Source organism: Vibrio sp. Scap24, assembly GCF_013394185.1.
GTDB classification, from domain to species: domain Bacteria; phylum Pseudomonadota; class Gammaproteobacteria; order Enterobacterales; family Vibrionaceae; genus Vibrio; species Vibrio pomeroyi.
The window spans coordinates 242,233-255,165 of sequence record NZ_CP041333.1 but is presented as its reverse complement, the minus strand read 5'-3'; the positions used below and the strand labels follow the sequence as shown (position 1 = coordinate 255,165).

Here is a 12,933-nt window from a genome sequence, read left to right as displayed (position 1 = left end):
GTCATCATGAATAAATTATCCTTATTGCTCCCTGCCCTATTTGTGTTTGCGGGATGCGCTCCAACGCTTACACCACAGCAACCTTCTGTCGATGTCGTGTCCGTGACAAACAAACTGACTTTAACACTGTCGGGCAAAACATTGTCGACTCAAGAACAAGCGGACATCTCTGACTTTATTGTTCGTCGAGGCACGCTGTCCAACTTAATGGTCAAGATCGAAAATACGACTCCGAAAGGTGAAAGCCAACTAGAGAAAGTAAGGCTTCACCTTATCGAATCAGGTCTCTACCCTGCGCAAATTTCAGTGTCAGACGAAGTAACAGAAGGTAAAGGTGACATCACTATTTTAGTGGAATCTTACCGTGCGAAAGTCATAGCCTGTGACGCAGGGAAAACGCCAAGAACCACACTCAACGCTTATCGTACTCAGCGCAACTTTGGTTGTGCAAATGCGAGCGCACTTGCACAAATGGTGGCGAATCCAAAAGACCTAATTGTTGGTCAACCCATCGACAGCGCACAAGGACAAAAAGCGGTGTCCAGCATCGACAATTACTTTGCGCCACCAGCACAAAACCAACAGACCAACTCTGGTTCTTCGAATACCACATTAGGAGGCTCGCAATGAATCAAGTACATAACTTAGCGGTACTCATCGCGGCATCGGAGCAACTCGATACGTTAGCACTCACATACACATTAAATGACTGTGGTATCAACAACATCACGACCTCTTCGATTCAAGAAGATGACATAGTGAGACAGGTACTCAAGAACGATATTAAAACCCTATTCCTCGATGTTCTGAATTGGGATCTTTCAGAGTCGAAACAGGTTGTGCAACGTTTGATCAAACGTACTGGGTGCCAAGTTATCGCGATTGGGCATTCAACCGAAATTCTTGCATACCGTGGAATGCTCGCCTCAGGTGCCAGTGACTACTTGGTCAATCCTGTGACATCACAAGATCTTGAACATGTCTCGTTTGCTGCTTTGCAAATCAATAGCGAACAACGCCATGAAAAAGTCATTTCTATTGTCAGTGCGAAAGGGGGTTCTGGGAGCAGCACCATTACCGCTACGCTATCTCAGCAGCTTGCCGAGCTCGATAAACGAGTGACTTGTATGGATCTCGATTTCTCGATGGGCGATTTGGATCTGCTACTCAATGTTGAAGGCAACACGGCGTTGGTTGAACTTTTACAGTATCCAGAAAGATTAGAGCCCCTCGTGTTCGAGCGCAGCGGGATCAGTGTGTCACCCGAGCACACGCTCTTTACCGGTTATCTGCCTTTAGACACAACACCATTCTGGCCACAAAAGAGTGCATTCGATCAGTTTACAAAGTTCTGCCTGCAAAGCTCAGACTACTTGTTAATCGACATTCCAACCTATTCCTTGCGTGACCAGGTTGGCTTTGAAGCGCTAAAAAGTGCCGATATCCGCATCATAGTGGTGGAGCCTACGCTCAGCTCAATCCGCAATGCAGGCCAAATAATCAAACGACTTCAAAACCAAACGGACTCACAAACGATTGTGGTGCTGAACCATTGTAAATCTGATTCTGCATCCCTGATTTCAGCCCATGATGTGAAGAGATCACTCGGAACATCGGTAGATGTCGTGATTCCATTTTTACCAAACCATTTCTTGAGAAAGTCATCGCTTGGTCAACCGGCCCATAAAGGCAACCGGAAAGTGAAACTCGCCTTTAACTCTCTACTTGAATTGGTCACTGGTGAGCCGCAGCAAAGCAGCCGCCGTTTTTGGAAGCGAGGCGCATAATGTTTGGTCAGAACACGAAAACCATTGATCCGATTGAAGTGAATAGATCTCTATCGCATAAATCCGTGGCATCAACACCTTCAGTTCGTGAGCATTATCATGTGATTCATGAAGAAGTGATTAAGGCGATCGACCCATCGGTTGTTGTAAGCTTAAGTGCGTCCGATCTTGAAGCTAGAATTGCCGAAATGGTGTCAGATATAGTGATCTCTAAGCAGCTACCGCTTGGTCACAAAGACGTCGCTCATTCGGTGGAACAACTGCTCAATGAGTTTCTCGGTTTAGGCCCACTGCAGCCCTTGCTTGAAGACCAAGGCATTACCGACATCATGGTCAATGGTTACCGTGAAGTTTACGTAGAGCGCTCAGGGAAATTACAAAAGACTGCTGTTCAATTTCGTAACGAGGAGCAGCTACTCAACCTAGCAAGACGCATCGTCAGCAAAGTCGGGCGAAGAATCGATGAGTCAAACCCGTTAGTCGATGCACGACTGGATGATGGTAGCCGTGTCAATGTGATGATCCCACCGCTGGCGCTAGATGGAACCTACATTTCCATTCGAAAATTCAACGAGAATAAGCTCACACTCAACCAATTAGCGCAGTTTGGTGCAATGTCGAAATCGATGATTAAGCTTATCGATATTATTGTGCGCTCCCGCCTTAATGTGCTTGTAGCAGGAGGCACTGGTGCAGGTAAAACCACATTGCTCAATGCGATGTCTTTTAGCATTTCACCTCAAGAACGCATCATTACCATCGAAGACACCGCAGAACTGCGTCTACAACAACCTCATGTTGTGCGCGCAGAAACTCGTCCTGCCAATGCAGAAGGTTTAACGCCGATTACTCAGCGAGAGTTAGTGCGAAATGCGTTACGTATGCGACCAGATCGCATCATTTTAGGCGAAGTTCGTGGTGATGAAGCCTTTGAAATGATGCAAGCAATGAACACTGGCCATGATGGTTCACTGTGTACGTTGCACGCCAACTCGGCGACTGACGCCTTGGTACGTATGGAAAACATGCTAATGATGAGCCAAGTGACTCTGCCCTTGTTCTCATTACGCCGCCAAATTGCAGACACCATCGATGTCGTTATCCAAGTCGAAAGAATGCGTGATGGCAAAAGGCGCATTGTTTCGATCACCGAGGTGCAAGGGTTAGAAGGAGAGCAATACATCACTCAAGACTTGTTCGCCTTCAAGCCATTATCGGAAGATCAACAAGGTAACCTGATTGGCGAATATAAGAGTGCTAAGTGCGTACCGAGCTTCAATGAAAAAGCTAAGTACCACCAACTCGATGCTCAACTCAGAGTCGCTATGGAGCTTGAAGCCGGATGATTCTAGTTCTCACTGTTTTCGTTTTGCTGCTCGCGATCGCGTTGTTCCGTTTGAACTCAAAGCAAGCCATTGTAAATAAGCGCTTGTTGTTAGTCAGTGGTGGTCAAAGATCACTCTCAGCAGACGTTTCAATAAAAAAAACTAACCACCAGCGAAACAACAAACTGCACGCTTTCTTCTTACGAGTTAATGCGTTGCTGCCGATTTGGGATAAATATTTTATTGCCTTATCGGCTGTCGGCTTCCCGGTTGCGGGTCACATGTTATTCCCCCAACTGGCAATGCATCATCAACTATTGGCCGCTGCTGGGCTTTGGTTTGTATGCGCATGTTTCTTGGTGATGTATCGCCGAAAAGTGCAGGTAGAGGAATTCGAACAAGGCATCATCAATGTGCTGGGCTTAATTTCTAGGGCTGTGGCAGCGGGGCTTTCGGTTCCACAAGCGATTGAGCAAGTCTCAGAGACACAGCCTGGGCTATTAGGGCGTGAGTTCTCTTACATTCGCGATAACTTAGCGCTTGGTTTAAGCCTTCGCCAAAGCCTCGATGATGCATGTGTTCGCCTTCCTTACAGCAGTTTCCGCTACTTCTCGGTCGCGTTAATCCTGAACCAATCAAATGGTGGCCAACTGCGCGACATTCTTCAAAGCTTAAGCCGAACCATGCATGACAACCGAGCGATGAGAAAAAAGGTCAAGAGCTTGACCTCAGAGCCTCGTATGACTGCCCTGTTTTTATCTCTACTGCCAATTGGTTTATTAGCCGCGATCGCGGTAATGGAACCGACGATGATAGATCGCTTAGTCAATACAAAATCAGGACAAGATGTGTTGGTTTATGCGTTATGCAGCGTCTGCTTGGGAACCCTAGTCTTGAACTCTCTCACTCGTAACAAGAGGTTCTCGTCATGATCTATGTTGCCTTGCTTCTGTTGGGGTGTGCATTACTACTCACGCTTATCGCGCACTTATCTTCTTTCAAACGAGATGTTGTAGCCGAACGACTGACTCGCGTATCGAGCTATTCCTCTAAATACACCGCAGCTCCAAGCAAATGGCGTTTCCAAGGCGCAAAACCACGACGCCAGAAATTGATCCTCATTGGCTGGTTGAACCCGAATGCCGAGATCTATTTTCTTGGCTTGAGACTACTGGCAATGATGACTGGCTCTATTGCTTGGTATGCCACTCGAATCCAGGTGCTTAGCATCAACTCTGCGGCCGAATGTATCGCTATCGCCATTGTGGTCGGCATCCTGTTCGATCGCCTTCTAGATTGGCGTGTGAACCAAGTCCGAATGCAAATTAGTCGCGTGATTCCTGATGCGGTCGATTTGATGGTGGTGTGTGTTGCATCAGGTCTAACACTTGAAGCCGTATTTCGCTGTGTCGGTGAAGAGATGCGCTCTATCTCTCCAGCGTTATCACGCGAATGGTTACTCACTGCGACTGAAATATCGGTTCTTGATTCACCACAAACGGCACTTTCAAACCTAGACAAGCGAGTGCAGCTTCCTGACATCAACAATATTGTGACCACCATGAATCAAGCGCTTCAATACGGTACGCCTCTCGCAGAAGCATTAAAACTGATTGCCTCTGATAGTCGTCAGTATCACTTTCTCGAGCTCGAAGAGTGGGTAGGAAAAATACCAGCCAAGATGTCATTTCCCTTGGTGATACTCATTATGATCCCTTTTGTCATCATTGTTGTTGCGCCAATCATGTTAACCCTGAAACAAACTCTGGGGGGCTTATGAACAAGATTTATCTCTTGGGTTTGGCGTTGATTTTAGTTGGCTGCCAATCAACTAGTAACGTTGAAACAGAGACCACTGAAGATATGAAAGTCGCTGAGGTTGCACTGATGAACGGCAAGCCAGAAAGTGCCATGGATCTTTATAGAAAATTGCTGGCAGCGAATCCCAATGACCCACAACTGCTATTGCTGATGGGCTCTGCCGCGAATCAAGCCAGTCGTTATGATGAAGCTCTGCATTACCTACAGCGTGGTATCGAGCTTAACCAATCGAGTGCAATTTACAGAGAGCTTGGCCGAGCATGGTTAGCCCTAGGTGAAATAGAGCAAGCCACATCAGCTCTCGAAGAGTCTGTCCGATTGGAAGCGTCAGATGATGTTGCTCAAAACAGTTTGGGCGTAAGTTACTCGCTCAATAAACAATACTCAAAAGCGCGTGAGTCTTACTCACATGCTCTTAGCTTGATGCCATCCAGTAATGAGTACCGCAACAACTTAGCCATGGCTTGGATTCTCGATGGAAGGCCAGAGCAAGGGATCCGAATTCTGCACCCGATCTTTGTCCGAGGCGAAGCGAGTGTAAAACTTCAACTCAACCTAGCACTGGCTTACGCACTTTCGGGAGACAGTGATTCAGCGAAAAGTATCGCTCGCGCGCACCTATCTCAACCGGAATACGCCAACAATAGCCTGTATTACCAAGAGCTTGCAGCTCAAGCTGACAAGGGAGCACTGTAATGCTCTCTCGTCAGAAAGGGGCGCAGAGCGTCGAGTTTGCAATGTTGGTGGTACCGTTCCTGATACTGGTCATCGGTTTCTTTGAGATCTGCCGCCTGCTGTTGGTCAACATCATCCTTGATGTAGCCGTTAATGCGGGTGTTCGTGAGGCCAAGACACGGCCGATTAGTCCTATTTCAGACCAAGCTTTTGCCGAGACTATCGCAAAGTTCCCACTGATAGATAAGAGCAAGCTCGTCTTGGATCCATCGCCGCTATACGCCGAAAACTTCTCAGATTTAGTTAATGAGAAACCGGTATCCAAAAGCAGAGCAGTGTTAGGCGAGTACAAGGTGTCTTACTCATTTTCATTTGCCTTATTACCTAATCTATCAACTCAGTTTTCTGAGTCTATCGGCAACATGACAACCTTGAAAAGAAAGGTACTGGTTAGTTATGACAACAAATAAAACACCTCGAAAAAAACAAGCGGGTTCAGCAGCGATTGAATTCCCCTTCGTTGTACTCGCACTCATGATCATTTTGTGGGGACTTGTTGCTACCTACCGCTTATTCAACCTACAGACTCAGCTCGACAACGTGGCATATAACCTAGTCAACGCCGTTTCACTAACGCAACTGAAACCAGAGCAAGGCCCAAACGGATTACCTAATACGTTAAAGGATCAGCTTCTCGATCTCGCCGAACGTTATCTTCCGCAAGACATCAAGCGCAGCGATATTGGGCTGGTACTTGAAAGCCGTGTATTTGATGCCACTACTTCGAACTGGGAATACAAGAACATCCATGCCGGGATCACCTGCCAAAAGTACACACCCATCGATCAACTAGAGACACTTATCGTTGAGGGAAGCGGCGACCCTGCGTTAGTTGGAAGACCATCCACCTTGGTTCAACTCACTTTATGTGTGAATACACCGTTTGACTACAAGCGGCTCGATCTTCCTAAAACACTCTCAAGTTCATCAGTTGTGATAGGAAAGCATTATGGTTAAACCAATATTCGGCAGCATTGCGCTTAAAAAGCAGCAAGGCTCCATGACCATTTCATTCTTGGCGTTACTGTTTCCAGCGCTTTTCATCGCTGTTGGCACCCTGATGATCTCCGCACAAGTGATGGTTTCAAATCGAGCAGCGCAAGCCGCCGATTCGGCCGCATTAGCGTGTGCTTTTGCTGACACAGCCACACTCCCAATGATGCGGGCTTACCAAGAGTACTATAAGCCAACCCTAAAAGGTGTGAGTGGATTAACACCACAAAACCAAGGATCAAGCTGTCGTATTAGCCTTGGTTATTCATTGTCACCGTTACTGCCCAACTTTGAATATGAAAGCTACGCAAAAAAAGTAACGGCGACAGGTGGTGGTTATAAAGGTGTAGTTGAAAGCAAGCACTCTTCGATTCCAACAGAGCTGGTATTAGTCCTTGATGTGTCTGGATCGATGGGTTCAAACATCCAGTCGTTGAAATCCATTTTGTCCGATGCTTTGAATACGATTCAATCTCAGAGTAGGAATGCTAACGATTTAGATTCTGTCAGCATTTCAATCGTTCCTTTCGACTCTGGAGTCGCAGCGCAGCGCCCACCTTGGATATCCAAAGAAGCGGCAGGAATCTACTGTATTGATGGGCTTAGCTATCGCAATGGCAATTTTTCTGCGGCACTGACCGTCGACAACCTAGCGACGCTGCACTCAGAACGCCCTGTGAAGTTTACACCTCCAAGCCAATGGTTAAGCGACTGTAACCAAGATTCACCAATGCTGCCATTAACCAGCGTCTTTTCTCGCGTCCAAAACTCGATAAACAACCTAACGGCGAATGGCGGCACTCGCTCTTTTCACGGTTTGTTATGGGGAGTGAGACAGCTGATCCCGAGCTGGCAACAAGCATGGGGAATCAACGTAAGTACAGTACCTGAAACCAGAAGAAAGCTGGTGCTCTTCACCGATGGTGCTGACGAGGGAGACACGTTTGACCAACTGGTTAACGCTGGGTTCTGTACTACCGCAATCAATCAATATGGCATCGAAATGAACTTCATCGGCTATGGCGTCAGCTCGTCTCGAATCGCCCAATTCGAGCGTTGCGCAGGGAATCCATCACGTGTGTTTAGTGCCACGAATACCGTCCAACTCAACGAGTATTTTTCCGACATTCTCGCCGTTGAATACTCGGCAACCATAAAACTCACTCAAGCATCTAATTAGCACTTCTTAATTAGAAACACTGAATTTTAAACACAGTTAAAAACAATGGAGAACAACATGTTTACACGAGCCTTAGCGTTATTGGCGCTGTGCCTTTCTTTACCTGCATTGGCTTATCAAGAAGGCGATTCTTTATCACCAGACGTTATCGAGAAACTGCAACTAAACAACGATGAGCTGACCATTATCGACTTCTTTGCAGAGTGGTGTGTCTCTTGCCGTGAAGAGCTACCGGAAGTCAATCAACTCTACACCGAACTCAAAGGCACAGGAGTCACATTTAAAGGCGTCGATGTTGATGAAGATGTTGAGGTTGGCTTGGCGTTTCAAAAGCAGCTAGGGCTGGAGTTCCCTGTTGTTAACGACCCTGAACAGGCGTTGATTGCCGAATTCAAGCCGATCGGCATGCCAGCGCTTTATTACATCTATCAAGGCAAGGTTATCAAGATTCGCTTTGGTGCCATTAACCACATTGGCGACGTCATTACTGACGACCTCACCAAAATGGGAGTGCAACTGTAATGCTAATCAAAGCCACCCTTATTGGGCTACTCGCTATTCCGATGACCGCAAACGCGGCTCTTGAACTCGATCTTAGTGGTTTAGGCAAAAAGCCCGTTGAACAACAAGCCAACGATAGCGGGAAAAGCGAAGGCCCAATCATTGAAGAAGAGATCATCTCCAGCACTGTTTATTCAAGTGGCGGTGATTATTCAAACCCAGAAGCAAAACGTGCAACCAGACGAAATATTGAAATGGTGAAGCCCAAGGCAAAGCAACTGGTCATCGAAGAGAAAGCACCAGAAATAAGCAACGAACCCTCTGCTCTGGCTTTCGTCGATGAGTTTCTTGGTATTGAACCAGTAAAGCCTTGGGAAAAAGGCACATTGGCTCAAAAAGAGATGAAACCCGGTGGCCCAGTACCTGAGTTCGACGTCTTTTCTGAAAAGGTCTTCGCTTACAAACAAGGTTCCGTCGGCGGCAGTGGTGTTGGTGGCGGTGGCTGTGGTTGTAACTAACCGAACCATCAACGAACAAATCAGTATTTAAAAACAAAATAAGAACAAAATGAAAAAATTACCAATTACGCTGCTCAGTGCAGCGGCAGTGGCTAACGTGGCATTAGCTGAAGATCATATCTCTGTTCACTACCTTAGTTATGAGGAATACGATGACAGAGTATCAGCCAATGACACCATGGTTTCGATTGAGAAAAGCATCAGCTTAGATTGGACATTAAACGCAGAAATAAGCTACGACAGTGTTTCTGGAGCATCACCAGCGTGGGGGCCGACGACACCTCCCGCGTCCAATGCCGATCAAATCAATCGCGCCTTGAAAACTCAACAAGCACAAGACAAAACCAACGAAGTGATTCGTGCGGGGTACGATCCTCACCGTAGTGGTTATGAAATCCAAAAAGTAGGACTTGAAGACACCAGAAAATCCATCAGCTTGAGCGCGACCTATCGCGACACCTTACGTAACGAATGGACCCTCGGTGGTAATGCTTCACAAGAAGAAGATTATGAAAGCCTTGGTATCAATGGTAAAGGTTTAGTCTATGCCGACAGCACGAAAAACCGTTCGTACAGTCTAGGTGGCTCAGCCCTTTTCGATAAGACTCAAGCGTTCGGCAAATACTCATTGGGCTCATCCAATAGCCAGAGCTGGGAAGATATTTTCACTGGTAGCTTGGAAGCTGGGTTATCACAAACCTTCACGCCTAATTTATATAGCATTTTTACTGCTTATGCGGGTTACCGCAGTGGCTATTTAAGCAATCACTATTTAACGGTTCTGCGTGAAGTCGACATCAATGACGACGGTAAAATCGATGATGACGAAGTGTTCTTAGGGCAAGACTCTCGACCAGACACGCGACTCTCTGGCGGTATTAATCTCCAAGCCTTTTACTCGCTTTCCGATAGCCTAAAAATCCGACCAAGATACAAATGGTTCATGGATGATTGGGGCGTGATGTCTCATCAGTTAGGCGGCAAATTATCTTGGCGTGTGAGCGAATGGCTAACATTAGCACCGGGCTATTTCTGGTACACACAAGACGCGGCCGATTTTTATCGCGATCCAAGCAGTGCTGATCCTTCTTTTGCTTCAACAGGCTACGCCACTTCAGACCTTCGCTTAGGTAACTTCACAGCCAATGCTTATGAACTGGGTGCGAGTATTAAAATCCATAAGAAATTACGCTTGAATGCGCTTGCGGCGTATTACGAGCAGAGCAACGGTTTTGAAGCTCAATGGTGGGCGGTTGGAGCAACCTATGAGTTCTAACCTACCCTTTGTACATCGTTTTCATGCGATGACCGTGCCCTGTGAAGTGCAAATTCTGTCGATTGATATAGCTAACTTTCCAGAGGCAAGTGCAAAAGAAATCACCGATGAGATAGAGCAAAACACGCGCCGTTTAGAAGACAAATATAACTTCTACTGTGACGACTCGTGGCTAACACAATGCATTAATCACCGAACGTCATGTGATGTCGAACTCGACCCTGAATCTGCCGAAGTATTCCAACATCTCGATCGATTAAGCCAAATGACGTTCGATACCTTTGATACTACGGTCGGCAGCATCAAACATCTTTTAAAACAAAAGCCAAAGATGCTACACAGCCACGCCTTCCAAGCTCTATCTTCTGCTTTAGGTAAGCAAGCATGGGAGCTGAAAGGGGCAATGGATTTAAAAGGAACCGACTATCTACAAGGGACTGTCGATCTACAAAGGACAAGGCTACACGTCCCTGATTCACGCACTCGTTTCGATTTTGGCGGTGTTATCAAAGAGTACGCCGTCGACCAAGCGATAGAGATTGGCAAGCAACGTGGGGCGACGTCGATGTTGGTAAATTTTGGCGGCGACATCTATGCGCTAGGCACCAAACCGGATGGTTCGGCATTTAATATTGCGGTGTTGGATCCAAGAGACAACAAGACACCATTTTTTGCAGTGCCCCTAACCAATGCAGCGCTCACGACTTCGGCTCATAGCGAACGTCAGATGCAATTTGGCGACAAGACCACCTCTCATATTTTGTCGAAGCAAGATGTTGAGAAGAAGATTCTATCGGTTACCGCGATTGCTTCTTCCACATTGGAAGCGGGCGTGCTCAGCACATCTCTAACACTGAATCCCAATATTTCAGTGCCTGAAGACAGCGCTGTTATCTACATCGACGATCAATTACACATTCACCAAAGCACGGAGTTTTTGCATTCATGAAAAGCTACCTACTCACGTTAATTTTATTGTTTAGCAGCTTTTTGCATGCTCAGGAAAACGAATTTATTCCTGTTGAACAAGCCTTCCCTGTCACATGGGAAGCAACAGACCAAGGCGCGGTAATCAGCTTTGATACCCACAAGGGCTACTACCTGTACCAATCTCGATTCTCGTTCAAAGAAGAGTCGTCATTATCGACACAAGAGCCTCAATACTCGCTGCCAGGTGAAGAAAAACAGGATCCTAACTTTGGTAACGTTGTTGTGTTTCACGACCCGCTCACCGTTACAGTGCCTTACACCGGCAGTGGCAAACTCACCGTGCGTTACCAAGGCTGTGCAGACAAAGGGCTTTGTTATCTGCCACAAAAGTTAGTGCTCGATTTACCTATGATCGAGACCTTAGGTGAAGCACTTGTCGAGGAGCAATCAAACTCTCTGGTTCAAACCTTAGGTGAGATCAGTGAAGACACCAATGGCTTATCTTCGTTCCTATCCCAAGCCGGTAAATTACAAGCGCTGCTTGTGTTCTTCTTACTCGGTTTAGGCTTGTCCCTCACGCCATGTGTACTGCCGATGATTCCAATTTTAGCCAGTATCATCGGTGGTGAAAAAGCGATGACAGGTAAGAAAGGCGCGGCACTTTCTAGCTCTTATGTTCTGGGTATGGCAACCAGTTATGCGATGACCGGAATCCTAGTTACCACATTAGCCAGAGGGGTCAACCTACAGGCTGCGATGCAACAACCTTGGTTATTAAGTACCTTTGCGGCGGTTTTTGTTCTGCTTGCATTAGCCATGTTCGGCTTCTATGAACTTCAACTACCAGCCGCACTGCAGCAAAAACTCAACAGCGGTTCAGATAAGCTTGGCGGTGGCAAGATCGCCAGCGTGTTCGCCATGGGCGCAATATCTGCCTTGGTTGTATCACCTTGCGTCAGTGCCCCATTAGCAGGTGCACTGCTTTACGTTTCAACGACTCAAGATTGGATGTTTGGCGGAGCGACTCTGTTCGTTATGGCGCTTGGTATGGGTATACCGCTAATCGCTATTGGAGCAAGTGGTGAACGCCTGTTACTAAGAAGTGGCGCGTGGATGGTATCCGTAAAACAAGTGTTTGGCGTGCTGCTATTGACGGTCGCTATCGTGTTGTTGAGTCGTTTTGTTGCTCCATCGATCATCATGATCTTATGGGCGCTACTTGCTATTGGGACTGGTGTACACTTCGGCGCGTTAGAAGCAGCACAACCGGGTTGGGCACGCACTCGCAAGTTCTCCGCTCTGCTGCCACTAAGTTACGGTTTGATTCTGTTTGTCGGTTATTTCCTAGGGAACACCGATCCGCTTAACCCGCTTGCGAACCGTGAGTCAGCCCAACCTATTGCGGCTACTCCCTTTGAAAAAACAGACTCGATTGCTCAGCTAGAGAAACAGATACAAACCGCAGTCAACGCTAAACAGAAAGTACTGGTAGACCTTTATGCGGATTGGTGTGTCTCTTGCAAAGTGATTGAAACGAATGTGTTTAATGACCAACAAGTGAGCCAAAAACTGAAAGAGTGGAAGACCATAAAACTTGATGTGACCGAGAGCTCACCAGAACAAATGGCATGGCTTAACGACAAAAATGTGTTCGGCCCACCAGCTATTTTCTTTTACTCACCCGATAGCGGTGAAATAGAGCCTGCGCGTGTGATGGGAGATATTGATAAAGAAGGTTTCAATAACAAGCTTAAACTTGCCAATCAGCTTGCTGCGACTCGCACAATTGAGCCAACCAGTTTAGCGAATTAAGCACACCCTAAACAAAAAAAAACGCCCAATCATCGACTGGGCGTTTTTTGATTTG

The 12,933-nt window shown here is 46.8% G+C and carries 14 protein-coding genes; all 14 read left to right on the top strand.

Going from position 1 to position 12,933, the window contains the following annotated elements; translation table 11 throughout:
• Window positions 1–6 precede the first annotated feature (6 nt).
• Genes FLM53_RS16735 through dsbD form a run of 14 tightly spaced genes read left to right on the top strand, consistent with a single transcriptional unit; the run spans window position 7 to window position 12,878 of the window.
• Window positions 7–630: a CpaD family pilus assembly lipoprotein gene (locus tag FLM53_RS16735; RefSeq protein ID WP_176678931.1), complete on the top strand. Its 624-nt coding sequence runs from the start codon at window positions 7–9 to the stop codon at window positions 628–630.
• Complete coding sequence (locus FLM53_RS16730; RefSeq protein WP_176678932.1) at window positions 627–1,787, top strand: AAA family ATPase; 1,161 nt, start codon at window positions 627–629, stop codon at window positions 1,785–1,787. Before FLM53_RS16735 ends, FLM53_RS16730 begins: the two co-directional genes overlap by 4 nt.
• Window positions 1,787–3,133, top strand: a complete 1,347-nt coding sequence (locus FLM53_RS16725) for a CpaF family protein (protein WP_176678933.1) — start codon at window positions 1,787–1,789, stop codon at window positions 3,131–3,133. The genes FLM53_RS16730 and FLM53_RS16725 overlap by 1 nt, the downstream gene beginning before the upstream one ends.
• On the top strand, window positions 3,130–4,044 hold the full coding sequence (locus FLM53_RS16720; protein WP_176678934.1) for a type II secretion system F family protein: 915 nt from the start codon (window positions 3,130–3,132) through the stop codon (window positions 4,042–4,044). The genes FLM53_RS16725 and FLM53_RS16720 overlap by 4 nt, the downstream gene beginning before the upstream one ends.
• Window positions 4,041–4,892: a type II secretion system F family protein gene (locus FLM53_RS16715; RefSeq protein WP_176678935.1), complete on the top strand. Its 852-nt coding sequence runs from the start codon at window positions 4,041–4,043 to the stop codon at window positions 4,890–4,892. Before FLM53_RS16720 ends, FLM53_RS16715 begins: the two co-directional genes overlap by 4 nt.
• On the top strand, window positions 4,889–5,629 hold the full coding sequence (locus FLM53_RS16710; RefSeq protein ID WP_176678936.1) for a tetratricopeptide repeat protein: 741 nt from the start codon (window positions 4,889–4,891) through the stop codon (window positions 5,627–5,629). The genes FLM53_RS16715 and FLM53_RS16710 overlap by 4 nt, the downstream gene beginning before the upstream one ends.
• On the top strand, window positions 5,629–6,078 hold the full coding sequence (locus FLM53_RS16705) for a TadE/TadG family type IV pilus assembly protein (RefSeq protein ID WP_176678937.1): 450 nt from the start codon (window positions 5,629–5,631) through the stop codon (window positions 6,076–6,078). Before FLM53_RS16710 ends, FLM53_RS16705 begins: the two co-directional genes overlap by 1 nt.
• Window positions 6,065–6,625 carry a tight adherence pilus pseudopilin TadF gene (gene tadF, locus FLM53_RS16700; RefSeq protein ID WP_176678938.1) on the top strand — a complete coding sequence of 187 codons (561 nt, stop codon included), beginning with the start codon at window positions 6,065–6,067 and terminating at the stop codon, window positions 6,623–6,625. The genes FLM53_RS16705 and tadF overlap by 14 nt, the downstream gene beginning before the upstream one ends.
• Window positions 6,618–7,841 carry a VWA domain-containing protein gene (locus tag FLM53_RS16695; protein WP_176678939.1) on the top strand — a complete coding sequence of 408 codons (1,224 nt, stop codon included), beginning with the start codon at window positions 6,618–6,620 and terminating at the stop codon, window positions 7,839–7,841. Before tadF ends, FLM53_RS16695 begins: the two co-directional genes overlap by 8 nt.
• Before the next feature lie 57 nt (window positions 7,842–7,898).
• Complete coding sequence (locus tag FLM53_RS16690; RefSeq protein ID WP_122082306.1) at window positions 7,899–8,363, top strand: TlpA disulfide reductase family protein; 465 nt, start codon at window positions 7,899–7,901, stop codon at window positions 8,361–8,363.
• Window positions 8,363–8,860, top strand: a complete 498-nt coding sequence (locus FLM53_RS16685; protein ID WP_176678940.1) for a DUF4266 domain-containing protein — start codon at window positions 8,363–8,365, stop codon at window positions 8,858–8,860. Before FLM53_RS16690 ends, FLM53_RS16685 begins: the two co-directional genes overlap by 1 nt.
• A gap of 49 nt (window positions 8,861–8,909) precedes the next feature.
• Entirely contained in the window at window positions 8,910–10,136 is a 1,227-nt protein-coding gene (locus FLM53_RS16680; protein ID WP_176678941.1) for a DUF3570 domain-containing protein, read from the top strand.
• Window positions 10,126–11,085: an FAD:protein FMN transferase gene (locus tag FLM53_RS16675; RefSeq protein ID WP_176678942.1), complete on the top strand. Its 960-nt coding sequence runs from the start codon at window positions 10,126–10,128 to the stop codon at window positions 11,083–11,085. Before FLM53_RS16680 ends, FLM53_RS16675 begins: the two co-directional genes overlap by 11 nt.
• Entirely contained in the window at window positions 11,082–12,878 is a 1,797-nt protein-coding gene (gene dsbD / locus FLM53_RS16670; protein WP_176678943.1) for a protein-disulfide reductase DsbD, read from the top strand. Before FLM53_RS16675 ends, dsbD begins: the two co-directional genes overlap by 4 nt.
• Window positions 12,879–12,933: the final 55 nt, after the last annotated feature.

Coding starts and splice junctions, on each gene's coding strand:
- FLM53_RS16735 (WP_176678931.1), top strand. CDS start 7: ATGAATAAATTATCCTTATTGCTCCCTGCCCTATTTGTGTTTGCGGGA.
- FLM53_RS16730 (WP_176678932.1), top strand. CDS start 627: ATGAATCAAGTACATAACTTAGCGGTACTCATCGCGGCATCGGAGCAA.
- FLM53_RS16725 (WP_176678933.1), top strand. CDS start 1,787: ATGTTTGGTCAGAACACGAAAACCATTGATCCGATTGAAGTGAATAGA.
- FLM53_RS16720 (WP_176678934.1), top strand. CDS start 3,130: ATGATTCTAGTTCTCACTGTTTTCGTTTTGCTGCTCGCGATCGCGTTG.
- FLM53_RS16715 (WP_176678935.1), top strand. CDS start 4,041: ATGATCTATGTTGCCTTGCTTCTGTTGGGGTGTGCATTACTACTCACG.
- FLM53_RS16710 (WP_176678936.1), top strand. CDS start 4,889: ATGAACAAGATTTATCTCTTGGGTTTGGCGTTGATTTTAGTTGGCTGC.
- FLM53_RS16705 (WP_176678937.1), top strand. CDS start 5,629: ATGCTCTCTCGTCAGAAAGGGGCGCAGAGCGTCGAGTTTGCAATGTTG.
- tadF (WP_176678938.1), top strand. CDS start 6,065: ATGACAACAAATAAAACACCTCGAAAAAAACAAGCGGGTTCAGCAGCG.
- FLM53_RS16695 (WP_176678939.1), top strand. CDS start 6,618: ATGGTTAAACCAATATTCGGCAGCATTGCGCTTAAAAAGCAGCAAGGC.
- FLM53_RS16690 (WP_122082306.1), top strand. CDS start 7,899: ATGTTTACACGAGCCTTAGCGTTATTGGCGCTGTGCCTTTCTTTACCT.
- FLM53_RS16685 (WP_176678940.1), top strand. CDS start 8,363: ATGCTAATCAAAGCCACCCTTATTGGGCTACTCGCTATTCCGATGACC.
- FLM53_RS16680 (WP_176678941.1), top strand. CDS start 8,910: ATGAAAAAATTACCAATTACGCTGCTCAGTGCAGCGGCAGTGGCTAAC.
- FLM53_RS16675 (WP_176678942.1), top strand. CDS start 10,126: ATGAGTTCTAACCTACCCTTTGTACATCGTTTTCATGCGATGACCGTG.
- dsbD (WP_176678943.1), top strand. CDS start 11,082: ATGAAAAGCTACCTACTCACGTTAATTTTATTGTTTAGCAGCTTTTTG.